Consider the following 14,089-nt stretch of genomic DNA (forward strand, 5'->3'; position numbering starts at 1 on the left):
ACCCGCTATGCCGGGCGCTGCAGCACCGTCAGGCTCCGGTCCAGCAGCGTGATCCGGTCACCTGCCTTCACCTTGGGGCCGCTGCCCGGCTCCACGCCCTCCGCACGGGCGGTGTCGACCACGACCTGCCACTGCTTCCCGTGGTTGACCGGCACCACGAAGTCCAGCGGTTCGGAGCTCGCGTTGAACATCAACAGGAAGGAGTCGTCCCTGATCCGCTCCCCGCGCGGGCCCGGCTCGGAGATCGCGTGGCCGTTGAGGAAGACGCTGAGCGACCGCGCGGACGCCGCCTGCCAGTCGCGCTGCCGCATCTCCTCGCCCTCCGGCGTGAACCACGCGATGTCCGACAGCTCGTCGTGCGTGCCCTCCACCGGCCTGCCGTGGAAGAAGCGGCGGCGCCGGAAGACCGGGTGGTCGCGGCGCAGCCACACCATCGAACGTGTGAACTCCAGCAGCCCCCGGTCGTCGCCGGGTCCCGGCCAGCGCACCCACGACAGCTCGTTGTCCTGGCAGTACGCGTTGTTGTTGCCGCCCTGCGTGCGCCCGAACTCGTCGCCGTGGCTGAGCATCGGCACGCCCTGGGACAGCATGAGCGTCGCGATGAAGTTCCGCTGCTGCCGGGCGCGCAGCGAGAGCACGCCCGGGTCGCCCGTCTCCCCCTCCGCCCCGCAGTTCCACGACCGGTTGTGGCTCTCGCCGTCCCGGTTGTTCTCCCCGTTGGCCTCGTTGTGCTTCTGGTCGTACGACACCAGGTCGCGCAGGGTGAAGCCGTCGTGGCAGGTCACGAAGTTGACGGAGGCGATCGGCCGCCGCCCGTCGCTCTGGTAGAGGTCCGAGGAGCCGGTGAGCCGGGAGGCGAACTCGGCCAGGGTGCGCGGCTCGCCCCGCCACAGGTCGCGGACCGTGTCCCGGTACATGCCGTTCCACTCCGACCACAGGGGCGGGAAGTTGCCCACCTGGTAGCCGCCCTCGCCGACGTCCCAGGGCTCGGCGATCAGCTTCACCTGGCTGACCACCGGGTCCTGCTGCACCAGGTCGAAGAAGGACGAGAGGCGGTCCACCTCGTGGAACTGCCGGGCCAGGGTCGCCGCCAGGTCGAAGCGGAAGCCGTCCACATGCATCTCGGTCACCCAGTAGCGCAGCGAGTCCATGATCAGCTGCAGCACGTGCGGGCTGCGCATGAGGAGGGAGTTCCCGGTCCCCGTGGTGTCCATGTAGTAGCGCTGGTCCTCGGCCAGCCGGTAGTACGAGGCGTTGTCCAGGCCGCGGAAGGACAGCGTCGGACCGAGGTGGTTCCCCTCGGCCGTGTGGTTGTAGACCACGTCGAGGATGACCTCGATGCCCGCCTGGTGCAGCGCCCGCACCGCGGACTTGAACTCCAGCACCTGCTGGCCGCGGTCGCCCCAGGAGGCGTAGGCGTTGTGCGGCGCGAAGAAGCCGATGGTGTTGTAGCCCCAGTAGTTCGCCAGGCCCGCGTCCACCAGCCGGTTGTCGTGCACGAACTGGTGTACGGGCATCAGCTCGAGCGCCGTCACGCCGAGCTCGGTGAGGTGCTCGATGACGGCGGGGTGGGCGAGCGCCGCGTACGTGCCCCGCAGCTCCTCGGGCAGAGCCGGGTGGCGCATCGTCAGGCCCTTCACATGGGCCTCGTACAGCACCGTGCGGTGGTAGTCGGTCCGCGGCGGCCGGTCGTCGCCCCAGTCGAAGTAGGGGTTGACCACGACGGAGGCCATCGTGTGCGGCGCGGAGTCGAGGTCGTTGCGGTCGGTCGGCCTGCCGAAGTGGTAGCCGTAGACGGCCTCGTCCCAGTCGATCTCGCCGCTTATCGCCCGGGCGTACGGGTCGAGCAGCAGCTTCGCCGAGTTGCAGCGGTGGCCGCGGGAGGGCTCGTACGGGCCGTGGACGCGAAAGCCGTACCGCTGGCCCGGCATGATGCCCGGCAGATAGGCATGGCGCACGAAGGCGTCGGACTCGCGGAGCTCCACCGCGGTCTCGGAACCGTCGTCGTGCAGCAGGCAGAGCTCGATTCTGTGGGCGGCCTCGGAGAACACCGCGAAATTGGTTCCGGCGCCGTCGTACGTCGCGCCGAGGGGGTACGCCTGTCCCGGCCAGACCTGCATGATGTCGACTCTTCCACTTCTGCTCCGGGCTCCGCGAGACGGCGAACCCCCTGTCCGGACAGCCGAACAGAAATCCTTGCCCAATCAACGGACTTGTGGGGCACTTTGGTCAGATCTTCCTCGAAAGGAGGGCAACCTCCTACGACAACGGCTCGTCCTACCGGGTGACCGCTGCATTCGTATGCGGGACTCAGCAGGGGGCTGGAGAAGAGGGGGGAACGTGTGCACAGGTTGATGCACCGCCACCTGGCAAAGCTGGTGGCGGGTGCGGCCATCGCGGTGACCGGCACCGCGGTGATGGTCGGGGTGACGCTGCCCGGGAGCGCGGGCGCGGAGGACGGGCCGGGGGACGCGCGCGGCTCGGCCGCCACCCAGGACGAGGCCCAGGACCAGGGCGGGGGACAGCAGCCGGGCGTGGTCGAGGAGCAGCCGGCCACCGGCGAGAAGGGCACCGGACGGGACGCGCTCACCGACGGCGAGCTGAAGCTGGCCGAGCGGCTCGCACTGGGGCAGGGGCCCCAGGGGCTGCGCTCGACGAGCGAGGACGTGAAAGGGGCCGCGGGCCCGCAGTGGCTCAGCACGGACCTCGCCGAGCTGAAGCCCGCGGAGGTCGGCGCCGCCGCACCGCCCCGCCGCGCCGAGATCTCGTACTACGACTACAAGGACGACACGCTCGTCCTCAGGACGGTCAACCTGACGACGGGCAAGGTCGAGGACACGGACACGCGGCGGGGCGAGCAGCCGCCGCCGACCCGGGCGGAGGCGGCGGAGGCCGTGAAGGTGCTGCTGTCCGACCCGCTGGGCGCGGAGTTGAAGAAGGACTACAAGGACGCCACGGGCAAGGAGCTCACGGCGCCGGACCAGCTGGAGACGACCGGCATGGTCTACCGCGTGGACGAGGAGAACGACGGGCCGGCGGGGCTGCGCGAATGCGGCAGCCACCGCTGCGTACGGCTGTTCACCAAGGCCAGGAACGGGCCCTGGATCGACACCCGGAACCTCGTCATCGACCTCAGCGAGCGCCGCGTCGGCCGCGTCGGCTGACCGAATGACGTCCCGAGGCCCGGCCGGAAGACCACCGGCCGCAACGCCTCGACCGCAGTTCCTCGACTGCACTACCTGACCGCAATTCGTTGATCACGAGCAAAGCGGAGTCACCCATTCATGCATGACAGAAGAATCGACCGTGCCCGCGCGCGGGTGTCGGCAGTCGCCGCGGCGGCCCTGATCGGCGGCGCGGCCCTCGCGGCCGCCCCCGCCCAGGCCGCACCGAGGACGCCCCAGGCGCCTCAGGCACCCGAGGCACCAGCCGCTGCGCCCAGCTGCGGCGCCGCCTCCCGGATCGAGCAGAAGCTCGCGGGCGGCACGACCTGGCGGATGTGCTGGCACTACGAGTCCAAGGCCGGTCTTGTGCTGGACAAGGTGACCTACCAGCCCAGGGGCGAGGCCCGCCCGATACCCGTCCTCACCACCGCCAAGCTCGGCCAGATCCATGTGCCGTACGACAACGGCTCGAGCGAGTTCGACGACCTCACCGGCTACGGCTTCGGCGAGGGCGTGCAGAACCTCGGAGCCCAGGAGTGCCCGGGCGGCACCCTGAAGAAGGTCAAGCTGCCGCACGCGGACGCGGTCAACGGCCTGTGCACCACCACGCGCGCCCGCGGGCACGCGTACCGCGCGGCCTCGGACACCAGCAACAAGGTCTGGTCCGCCCAGGGCAAGGACCTGCTCGTCTACACCGTCAACAAGGTCGGCTGGTACGAGTACATCACCGAGTGGCGGTTCTCCGACGACGGCACCATCTCCACCCAGGTCGGCGCGACCGGCAACCTCTCCCCGATGGACTACGACGCCTCCGACGGCCGAGGCTGGCCCATCGGCAAGGGCGCGAAGGACTACGCCACCAGCCACAGCCACAACATCTTCTGGCGGCTCAACTTCGGCCTCGACGGCTCGCCCAACGCCAAGGTCCAGCAGTTCGACGCCACGACCACGCCGCACGCCGGGCGGACCCCGACGACCAAGACCAAGCGCACCGACATCACCAAGGAGCTGGCGGGCAAGAGCGGCGAGCAGCGCTGGTGGCGCGTCGTCAGCACGGCGGGGAAGAACAAGGACAATCACCCGCGGTCGTACGAGATCGTGCTCGGGCACAACAACAAGTACCCCGGCCGCCCGTACACGAGGAACGACGTCTACTTCACCGAGTACGACAAGTGCCAGCAGTTCGCCAGCCACAATCGCAGGTGCCCCGGCACCAGCGTGGACACCTGGGTCAACGGACAGCCCCTCAAGCACCCCGTCGTTTGGGTGAACGTCGGTTTCCACCACGTGGCGCGCGACGAGGACCAGACCCCGATGCCCGTCCACTGGCAGGGTTTCCAGCTCGCACCGCGTGACGTGACGGCCATGAGTCCGCTCACACCGGCCGGTCTCGCCGACCAGAACGGCCAACCGTCCGAGCCCTGAGGAGAGTTGGTGGACGTGTGAACTGATGAGGTGCACCGCCCTCCGCCCACGCAGTACTCTTCCTTGATCGTGGATCGGGGGGCGGAAGGCGGTGCACTGGTGAGCTCGGGCGGCGGGCTGGAACTGCCCCCTGGCGATGGAGGCCAGCAGGGCGGTCCGGGCTGCGTCACCCCGGGCGCGGTGTCCGTGGCGCACCCGATGGAGATCGGAGCAGAACTGGACTGGGGCGCCGACGCCTGGACCGAAGTACGCGTACGCGCCCGGCGGGCGGGCCGGGCCTACATCTGGCTGAATCTCGTCGAACAGCGCCTGCGGGCGGTCGTCGCCGCGGTGCTGCGCCCCATCTACGAACCGGTGCACGGCGAGGAGTGGGTGGTCGCGGCGGCCGGGCCCGCCGGACACGAGTGGGTGCAGCGGGCCGTCGCCGTACGCGAAGTGAGCCGGCGCAAGGGCTATCTGCTCGACCCCGCCGACGACAACGTCCTCAGCTTCCTCACGCTGCCCCAGCTGCGCGAGCTGATGGTGCAGCACTGGCCGTGCTTCGAGCCGTACCTCGACGACCGGCGCGACCTCGAGCTCGCCCTCGACGAGCTGGAGGTCGCGCGCAACGTCGTCTCCCGCAACCGTGCCCTGTCCGCGACGGTCCTCGCCCAGGCCGAACGGGCCTCCGCGCGGCTGCTGGACATCCTGGGCAGCGGGGCGGGCGCGCCCTCGGCGGACCGGCTGCCGGTCGACGCCGTGGAAGACCTGGTCGGCGAGCGGTACGCGGACGTGGTGGGGGTGCACACGGACCGGGTGCGGCTGCAGCGGCAGCTGCCCGCCGAGGACCTCTTCGGGGGCGCGCGGCGGCTCGACGCCATCGGCATAGGCCTGAATCTGCTGGTGCAGAACTACTCGGGCCGGCGGCTGGTGCGGCTGGCCGAGGCGGGGTGCCGTACGCGGCTGCTGTTCCTCAACCCGGCGAGCAGCGCGGTGCGGCGCAGGGAGCGTGAACTGGGGCTCAAGAAAGGCGAGTTGAGCCGTTCGGTCGAGATGAACATCATGCACATGCGGCGGGTGCGGGCCCGGCTGCGGGACACCGGCGGCTTCGAGATCCGCGTCTTCGACGAGACGCCCCGCTTCACCGCGTACGTGGTCAACGGGGATGGTTCCGACGGGCTGGCGGTCGTCCAGTCGTATCTGCGGAAGGCGCGGGGGATGGAGGCGCCGGTGCTGGTGCTGCGCGGCGGCGGGCGCAATCTCGTGCAGGAGAGCGGCACGAACGAGGAGACCGGGCTCTTCCAGACCTACCGCGAGGAGTTCGAGAGCGTCTGGACGGACTCGCGCCCGGTGTCCTGAATGCCTTCTTGCCCTGAAGCTGTCCCGAGGCGTCCCGAGGCGTCCCGAGGGGTCCCGAGGCCCGAGGGGTCCCGAGGCGTCCCCGAGGCGTTCTGAGGATGTCCTGAGGGGCCGCCAGGTCCGGTCGGCCGGACTGTCAGTGGTGCGTGGGAGGGTGGAACCAACTGGGGGAGCAGGACAACAGAGGGGGGCCGCGGGCATGGGCTGGCACCGGGAGCTGCTGATCGGCTTCGACCTGGAGACGACGGGGACCGACCCGCGCGAGGCGCGGATCGTCACGGCCGCGGTCGTGGAGGTCGAGGGCGGGGAGCCGATACGCCACCGCGAGTGGCTGGCCGACCCGGGCGTCGACATCCCGGAGGAGGCGGCGGCGATCCACGGCGTGACGACCGAGCGGGCCGCCGCCGAGGGGCGCCCGGCGCGCGAGGTGGTGGAGGAGATAGCGGCCGCGCTGATCGGCTACTGGAAGGCCGGGGTGCCGGTCGTCGCGTACAACGCGGCCTTCGACCTGACGATGCTCGCCGCGGAGCTGCGGCGGCACGGGCTGCCGTCGCTGCCCCAGCGGCTGGGCGGGGGAGAGGTCGGCCCGATCGTCGACCCGTACACCATCGACCGTGCCGTGGACCGCTACCGCAAGGGCAAGCGGACGCTGGTGGCGACCTGCGGGGAGTACGGCGTGGTGCTGTCGGCGGCGCATCAGGCGAGCGCGGACGCGGTCGCGGCGGTGCGGGTGGCCTGCGCGCTGGCCGAGCGGCACGCGCGGGTGGCGGAGCTGGAGCCGTGGGCGCTGCACCGCAGCCAGGTGAGCTGGTACGCGCGCTGGGCCGCCGGATATCAGAAGTGGCTGCGACAGCGGGACCCGGAGGCCGTCGTGGACGGCAGCTGGCCGCTGCGGGCACTGCCGTTCTGAGGGTGGGTGCGGGCGGATTGCGGGCGGGCCGTGAGGAGACGTCCGGGCTCACTTAGCGCGCCCCTCTCACCTGGGCAAACAGCGCGCCCGGCAAGGATTTGAACCCCGACAAAGCGAGCGCTCTGGCTCGCCGGGAGACACGAGTCGGGGCGCTCGCCTTGCGAGGCCGCCGAGGCGCGGTAGGGGTCGCGGGGTCGCAGCGCCGGAATGGCCGGTCTGGTCAGCGCAGGGCCTGCATGGCGCGGTTCGCAGCGTCAGTCGCGCGGTCGACTTCACTCGTGCCCGTCCATGCCCGGCAGCCGGCGCAACGGGTTCGATCTGCCCCAGTCCATCCGCGTTGCCGTAACGGCGCCTCAACTCGCCTGTGGCACAGGCGCCTTGAGCCAACTTCGGTTGCAACTGATCAGCTCGGATGTAGGGGGTTGATACTGGTGGGCTCGCCTATTCAACTGTCGCCAGTTCTCCGTGGAACCCACCCTGCTGGTGACCGTGTGTGGTCGCCAGGGGCGTATCGGCTCCAGGTTCCTCCAGCCTCGGAGGCGAGCCGGGTCGTGGTGACGCGGTGGTAGCCGAGCGCATCGGCGACGACGGGGGCTGGCATCTCCAGGACTGGCTGACGGATCGCCGCAGCCCGGCTGGCGGTGGTGGGGATGCCGAGGGCGTTGACGCGGTTCTCGTACTCGCGGCGGGCCTTGCGCTGTGCCGGGATCGCCGGGGCGTTCGGGTGCCGTCGAGGGGCTGGACGGTTACCACCAAGTTCGCCGACGGCGACGCCTCCACCCGGGTAGGCTCCCCTGGGCGCTTGATCCAGAACAGGACCACGAGGGTTGTTGCATATCGTCTTAAGCCCGTTCTACGCGGCCAAGTTGGTGTTCCAGCCGTCCCGCCCGGACCGGATCGAGGACCCGACGGTCAAGAAGCTCCAGGTATGGCGGACGGTGTTGGGCGTCGCCGCGTGGGTATCGCTGACGGTCGCCTATAGCACCATCAACAACGCGGACGACATCAAGGTCGCCGCCCACGAGCGCTTCAACCAGGCCTGGTTCAGCACCCTGGCGCTGAGTTGCACATTCCCGGTCGTGGTCGGGGCGTTCGTGTTCGCCACCCGAGGCAGCCTGCGCCGGGTCTATCTGCGCCGGGCCCTGCGACCTCTCGGCGCATTGCTGGCGGTGAACGGTGCGGGCGGCCTCGTCATCGGGGCGTCATTGGGGATCCAGCACTTCGTCGGTCTCCCTGGCAAGCTCATCAGCGCGGTGGTGCTCCTGTGGGCGATGGGCTTCGTCCTGTACGGCATGGTGCTGGCACTCGTCCACGTCTTCCGTACCGCCGACATCCATGAGCTGGTACCGCCGACGCTCGCCCCCATCTTGGTATGGGAGATGGCGATCCTGGACCTGATCACCGGGTCATACGCCGACGTCCCGCTGCTCAACCAGCTGGGCTACATCACCGGGTCATACGCCGACGTCCCGCTGCTCATCCGGGTGGGCTTCATCCTAGGCGCCCCCGTTTCAGTGACCGCGCTGTCTTGGTGGGAGGCGCACCGGCTGCGCCGCCATCACGGGCTCACCCTGCGCGGTGCACTGCTGCGCTGACCCGTGCGCGGGGCCGGTCGCCGGTCATCCTACTGGTGGGCTCTCCTATTCAACTGTCACCAGTTCCCCGTGGAGTCCAGCCTGCTGGTGACCGTGTGTGGTCGCCGGCGGCGTATCGGCTCCAGGTTCCTCCGGCCTCGGACGCGAGGCGGGTCATGGTGACGTGGTGGTAGCCGAGGGCATCGGCGACGACGGGGGCGGGTATCTCCACGACCTGCTGACGGATCGCTGCGGTCCGGGCGGCGGTCGTGGGGATGCCGAGGTCGTTGAGCTGGCCGGAGAGACCGTTGGGGTGTAGCGGCTGGCTGGCACGACGGCCGGGGAAGAGCCAGCGGGAGTCTGGGTTGGTCGCGGTGTTCATGCGGCACGAGGACGGGTGCCGCACCTTCGGGATCATGGAACTTGCGGTGCGCGGATCGTGGCGCGGACTAGGCATCGCGCGCCGTCTGCACGAGACCTTGCTCGACGGCGTCGAGGCCGAGCGTGTGCTGCTCAACGTCTACCCGGACAGCAAGGCAGCGTCGGCCGCGTATCGGGCGTGGGGGTACCGCAAGATCGGCGAGGCGCGACCGTGGACGGGCGCGGACCTCCATGACGTGATGCTGCTCGACCTCCGCTGAGCGCGCAGCAGGGGCTTCGCGCGCGTAGGACGGTAGCGACCAGTCATGCGGCGTCGACCGTCCCTTACGTGCGTGGGAAGGGGCGGAACCGGTTCCGCACGGGGCAGTTCTGGCAGGCGTTGGAGCGTCTGGAAACGACTAGAACGTGTGCCAGCGGACTGATCGTTCGCCTTCGCGCAGCGACGCGACCCGGCGGCGGAACTCGGCAAGCGCCGCTGGATTCCCCGGGGCGTGCTGGGCCACCCACGCGCAGCTCGCGGTCTCGCGGGCGCCGCGCAGCACGGCACAGCCCTCCCACTCCCGCACGTCCCAGCCGTACGCGGTGGTGAAGGTGGCGTACTCGGCAGGGTCGAGCCCGTAGCGGTCCAGGCTCAGCGCCATGACCACCAGGTCGTGCTCGCGCAGATCGCCGGAGAAGGTCTCCAGGTCCACGAGCACCGGGCCTTCCGGGCCGACGTGCACATTGCGCGGCAGCGCGTCGCCGTGGATGGGACCGGGCGTCAGTCGCGGTACGAGGTCCGCCGCGGCGGCGGTGAAACGGTCGCGGCGCTCGCGCAGGAAGGCGGCGTCCGCCGGGTCGATCGCCCGCCCGCCGAGCCGCAGCCACCGCTCGACGCCGCCGAGCAGGTCGCGCCGCGGAAGGGGGAACGGCGGGGCGGGCAGCCGGTGCACGAGCCGGAGCAGGGCGGCCAGGTCGGCCGCGCCGGCCGGGCGTACGCGGTCGGGGATGCGGCGCCACACCGATACGGGGTGGCCTTCGACCAGCCGGGCCTCGGGCTCGGCGGGGCGTACGGCGGGGACGCCCTGCTCGCCGAGCCAGGCCGCGGTGCGCAGCTCGCGCCGCATCCGGTCGAGCAGTTCGGCGCTGCGGCCGATGCGGACGACGGGGGCGTCGTGGGCGCTCTGGGCGAGGGCGAACACCGCGTTCTCGCCGAGGGCGAGGAGCCGGGCTTCGCCCGACGCGTACCCGGCGGCGGCGAGCACCTCCCGTGCTCGCCCCTCGGTAAACCCCGCCCCGAGCGCCATCCTCACCCTCCGCCTCCCGCTGATCCGACCACACCAGTCTGCCCATGAACCTGTGGCCGGTTTCGTTCGGGCCGGGGGCTCCGAGCCTGACATGGCCATCGACTCGGGCAACCACTGAGACGGTTACCCCGGGCAAAAGGTTGTAACGGGCGGATCTTGTCTCTCGGATGACGGCATTCCTAACGTCAGGTGAACCCAATTCCTGGTTCCTCACGTCAAGAGAACGAATCACTGCCGCCGCCCACGGAAGTTGGCCATGCCCCGAGACATACCGACCCTCGACGAGGTGCGCCGCACCACCGAGAAGAAGCGCGACGCCTGGTGGACCGTGCTGCTCGTGGACCCGGTCGCCACCCCGCTCGTCCGCTGGACAGCCATGTGGACCCGGATCAGCCCGAACCAGATCACCTGGTTCGCGCTGTTCCTCGGTCTCGGCGCCGCCGCCTGCTTCGCGGTCGGCAGCTGGGGCTGGCTGCTGGCCGGTGCCGGGCTGTACCACCTGAGCTTCGTACTCGACTGCATGGACGGCAAACTCGCCCGGCTCACCGGCACCGGCTCGGTCTTCGGCGCCTGGCTCGACTACGTCTTCGACCGGGTCCGGGTGCTGGCCTGTGCGGTGGCGCTGATGGGCGGGCAGTTCGCCCGTAGCGGCGAGGCCATCTACCTGTGGCTCGCCCTCGCGGTGGTCTTCCTCGACATGCTGCGCTATGTCGACGCGCTGCAGATCTTCAAGATCCGGCACGGCATGCGCAAGCAGATCAAGGCCCGGGTACGGGAGGCCCGCCGGGCCGAGAACGAGCGTGAACTCGCCTTCATGGAGGACCTGCTGGAGAACAATCCGACCGCCGACCTCGAGCAGGACAGGACGCTGGCCGATGACGACCCGCCCGTTCAGGCCACGGAGGACCAGGACCGGCCGCGGCTCCAAGTCGTCGATCTGCACCAGGAGTTCCGGCACCGCTTCCCCTGGTACGCGCGCTTCCGGACGCTGCTGCTCCGCCACCGTATCCGTACGCACCTCGTCAGCGGCATCGAGTTCCAGATGGCCGTGTTCATCATCGGACCCGCGGTCGACGCGGTGGCACCGGTGACCGTCGGGGCGGGCGCGCTGCTGCTCGTCTTCGAACTGGCCATCATCTACAAACTGCTGCTGTCCACCCGCGACTTCACCCGCACGATCGAGGCCTTCCAGAAGACGGCCTGAGGTCCGGCCCCGCTCCGGTCCGGCCCCGCCCCGGCCCTGGCCCCGGCCCCTGCCGCGCCCGCGGGCGCGGAGCGCCGAGCCCCTGCGGCGAGCGGCAGGCGTACGGGCCCGGGGCGCGCGCCCCGGGCCCGTACGTACCCCCGTGCCGGAGTCAGACCTTCACCCGCTCCGGCTCGTCACCGCCCTCCAAGGCGGTGGTCCTCGGCTGGGCGGCGAGCGCCGACTCGTCGTGCGACAGGTCGGGCAGGCGGCGCAGCCACCTCGGCAGGTACCAGTTGCGCTCGCCCAGCAGCGCCATCACCGCCGGGAGCAGGACGCCCCGGATGACGGTGGCGTCGATGAGCACCGCCGCCGCGAGCCCCACCCCCATCTGCTTCATGCTCTGCATGGACAGCGTGCCGAAGATCGCGAAGACCGCGACCATGATGACCGCCGCGCTGGTCACCACGCCCGCCGTCGTGGTGATGCCGTGCGTGATCGCACCGCGCGTGGTCAGCCCGCGCACCCGGGCCTCGCGGATCCGGGACACCACGAACACGTGGTAGTCCATGCTCAGCCCGAACAGGATCACGAACAGGAAGAGCGGCAGCCAGGACACGATCGCGCCCACGCCCTCCGCGCCGACCAGGCCCGCCCCCCAGCCGTGCTGGAAGACGGCGGTGAGGATGCCGTACGCCGCGCCCACCGACAGCAGGTTGAGCACGATCGACGTCACCGCGATCGTCAGCGACCTGAAGCACAGCAGCATCAGGATGAAGGCGAAGACGACGACGAAGGCGAAGACCGGGGCCACGCTCGAGCCGAGCTTGTCGTTGAAGTCCATCGAGGCCGCGGTCTGGCCGCCGATCGGGGCGCTGACGCCCGGCACTTCACCGAACGTCGCGGGCCGTATGTCCTCACGCAGGGTGCGCAGGCTCCGCTCGCTCTCCGCCTCGTCGGTGCCGCCGGAGAGGGGCACTTCGAGGACCGCGACGTCCTGCTTCTCGTGCACGGTCACCTCGACGGGGCCCGTGGAGGCGCCCGAGGAGACCGCCCGGTTGCGGAAGTCGCCGAGGGCGGCGCGTACCGGGGCCGCGGTGATGTCCTCGGCCTTGACGACGACCTTGGCGGGGTCGGGGCCGCCGGGGAAGGCCTCGTTCATGTGCTGGTACGCGCGGACGATCGGCAGGTCGTCGCCGAGCTCCTGGTCGAGGGTGAGGTTCGCGGTGTTCATCCCGATCGCCGGGAGCGCCAGCGCCACCAGCGCGCCGCCCGCCGCCACGACGGACAGCCGCGGCCTGCGCAGCACGCCGCCGAGGACCTTCCGCCAGAACCGGCTCTCGCCGTTGCCGCCGCCCCGCTTGATCCTGTGCAGGAACGGCACCCTGCCCTTCTCCACCCGCTCGCCGAGCAGCGACAGCAGCGCGGGCAGCACCGTCACCGAGCCGACCATCGCGACCGCGACCACCATGAGGGTCGCCAGACCCATCGCCTGGAACTCGGCGATGCCGGTGAAGAGCATTCCGGCCATGGCCACGATCACGGTGACTCCGGAGACGAGGATCGCCCGGCCGCTGGTCGCCGCCGCGATCCGCAGCGCGGTCTGCGCGTCGTGCCCCGCCGCCCGCTCCTCGCGCTCGCGGCGCAGGTAGAACAGGCAGTAGTCGACGCCGACGGCCAGACCGACCAGCAGCATCACGGAGTTGGCGGTGTCGCTCATGTGCACGGCGTGGCTGACGACGGCCACCAGACCCGTGGTGGCCAGGAACGCGGTCATCGCGAGCGCGACCGGCAGCAGGGCCGCGACGAGCGCGCCGAACGCGATGAGCAGGATGCCGAGCGCGATGGGCAGCGCGGAGAACTCGGCCTGCTGGAAGTCGTCGCCGAACGCGTCGTTGAAGACCTTCTCGGAGCTGGCACTGCCGAACTGCTCGACCCGCAGGCCCCGTTCTTCGTGCGCGTCCGCGACCTTCGCCACCGCGTCGACGACCGGCTGGACCCGGTCGGCCGCGGTGTCCGGGTCGCCGCGGATCTGGAACCGGACCAGCGCGGAACGGCCGTCCTTCGAAACGGACTTGGAGTCGTACGGGGAGGTCACGGCGGCGGCCTCGCCCGTCTTCCGCACCGCGGAGACGACGTCGTCCACGGCGTCGCGGAAGACGGTGTCGGTCGCTTTGGGACCGCCCTTGGCCTCGGCCGCCTGGACGAGCACCATCTCGCCCGCCGGGTCCTCGATGCCCGCCTCGTCGAGGATCTTCACCGCGCTGCCGTACTCACCGGGCACCTGCTCGGTCTCCGACACGTCCACCCGGCCCGCCATGGACCCGATGAACAGCGCGAGTACGACGAAGACCAGCCAGGCGCCGACGGCCGTCCACCGGTGCCGTGCGCTCCAGCTCCCGGCGCGGGCCGCGAAGCCGCGCGGCCCGTGCCGGGCATCCGTCCTTGATCTCGGGTCGTCCGTCCCTGGTGTGTGGCTCGCCACGTTTCCCCCCTCGGGCGCGGCGGCGGCACCATGCCGCCACCTTCGCTATGACGCTAGGGTGCGCGTGGCGTCGCCTCATCCTGCTGCCCGGTGATCTCCTGGAACGCGGCCTCCACCATTTGGAGTGGGGCTCTCCCCACTACGGGGGACCATGACCCCTTACACGTAAAGGGAATTGAGGCGATCAGCTTCAACTTCGTCCATTCTGTGGCGATTTCTGAAGCTCGAGGGGTTGTTGCGCACGTCACACCTGCGAGCCGCCATTGATTTGAGCGCGTCAATCAGACAGGGTTTCGAGCCACCCGGGCGCAGATCTTGCTGCGTGCCGGGGCGTTGGCAACAA

10 protein-coding genes and 1 pseudogene are annotated in these 14,089 nt (G+C 70.5%); 7 read left to right on the forward strand and 4 right to left on the reverse strand.

The window, feature by feature from the left end:
- Positions 1-5: 5 nt before the first annotated feature.
- Complete coding sequence (glgX, locus tag ACTWQC_RS06670; RefSeq protein ID WP_443314600.1) at positions 6-2,120, reverse strand: glycogen debranching protein GlgX; 2,115 nt, start codon at positions 2,118-2,120, stop codon at positions 6-8.
- Between the two features lie 222 nt (positions 2,121-2,342).
- On the opposite strand from glgX, the gene ACTWQC_RS06675 reads away from it, so the two are divergent.
- The 5 genes from ACTWQC_RS06675 (at position 2,343) to ACTWQC_RS06695 (ending at position 8,432) form a co-directional block, all read left to right on the forward strand.
- Positions 2,343-3,164, forward strand: coding sequence for a Tat pathway signal sequence domain protein (locus ACTWQC_RS06675; protein ID WP_443314601.1), 822 nt, complete (start codon positions 2,343-2,345; stop codon positions 3,162-3,164).
- A gap of 120 nt (positions 3,165-3,284) precedes the next feature.
- Positions 3,285-4,589 (forward strand): copper amine oxidase, encoded by a 1,305-nt coding sequence (locus tag ACTWQC_RS06680; protein WP_443314602.1) that lies wholly within the window; start codon positions 3,285-3,287, stop codon positions 4,587-4,589.
- A gap of 99 nt (positions 4,590-4,688) precedes the next feature.
- Positions 4,689-5,927 (forward strand): SAV2148 family HEPN domain-containing protein, encoded by a 1,239-nt coding sequence (locus ACTWQC_RS06685; protein ID WP_443314603.1) that lies wholly within the window; start codon positions 4,689-4,691, stop codon positions 5,925-5,927.
- Between the two features lie 199 nt (positions 5,928-6,126).
- Positions 6,127-6,837 carry a 3'-5' exonuclease gene (locus tag ACTWQC_RS06690; RefSeq protein ID WP_443314604.1) on the forward strand — a complete coding sequence of 237 codons (711 nt, stop codon included), beginning with the start codon at positions 6,127-6,129 and terminating at the stop codon, positions 6,835-6,837.
- An 830-nt stretch (positions 6,838-7,667) separates the two neighbouring features.
- Positions 7,668-8,432, forward strand: coding sequence for a hypothetical protein (locus ACTWQC_RS06695; RefSeq protein WP_443314605.1), 765 nt, complete (start codon positions 7,668-7,670; stop codon positions 8,430-8,432).
- Between the two features lie 49 nt (positions 8,433-8,481).
- Here ACTWQC_RS06695 and ACTWQC_RS06700 read toward each other — a convergent pair whose 3' ends face one another.
- Positions 8,482-8,793, reverse strand: coding sequence for a hypothetical protein (locus tag ACTWQC_RS06700; protein WP_443314606.1), 312 nt, complete (start codon positions 8,791-8,793; stop codon positions 8,482-8,484).
- On the opposite strand from ACTWQC_RS06700, the pseudogene ACTWQC_RS06705 reads away from it, so the two are divergent.
- Positions 8,792-9,052: pseudogene (locus ACTWQC_RS06705) on the forward strand (GNAT family N-acetyltransferase); the annotation flags it as partial. The gene ACTWQC_RS06700 and the pseudogene ACTWQC_RS06705 sit on opposite strands and share 2 nt — an antisense overlap.
- 138 nt (positions 9,053-9,190) lie before the next feature.
- Here the strand turns inward: ACTWQC_RS06705 and ACTWQC_RS06710 are convergent.
- Positions 9,191-10,078 carry a phosphotransferase enzyme family protein gene (locus ACTWQC_RS06710; protein WP_443314660.1) on the reverse strand — a complete coding sequence of 296 codons (888 nt, stop codon included), beginning with the start codon at positions 10,076-10,078 and terminating at the stop codon, positions 9,191-9,193.
- 256 nt (positions 10,079-10,334) lie between these two features.
- Between ACTWQC_RS06710 and ACTWQC_RS06715 the strand changes: the two genes are divergently transcribed.
- Positions 10,335-11,282, forward strand: a complete 948-nt coding sequence (locus ACTWQC_RS06715; RefSeq protein ID WP_443314607.1) for a CDP-alcohol phosphatidyltransferase family protein — start codon at positions 10,335-10,337, stop codon at positions 11,280-11,282.
- A 151-nt stretch (positions 11,283-11,433) separates the two neighbouring features.
- On the opposite strand, the gene ACTWQC_RS06720 is transcribed toward ACTWQC_RS06715, so the two are convergent.
- Positions 11,434-13,746 carry an MMPL family transporter gene (locus ACTWQC_RS06720; RefSeq protein WP_443314608.1) on the reverse strand — a complete coding sequence of 771 codons (2,313 nt, stop codon included), beginning with the start codon at positions 13,744-13,746 and terminating at the stop codon, positions 11,434-11,436.
- Positions 13,747-14,089: the final 343 nt, after the last annotated feature.

Origin of the sequence: Streptomyces sp. 8N616 (assembly GCF_052246385.1) — a bacterium.
Classification (GTDB): domain Bacteria; phylum Actinomycetota; class Actinomycetes; order Streptomycetales; family Streptomycetaceae; genus Streptomyces.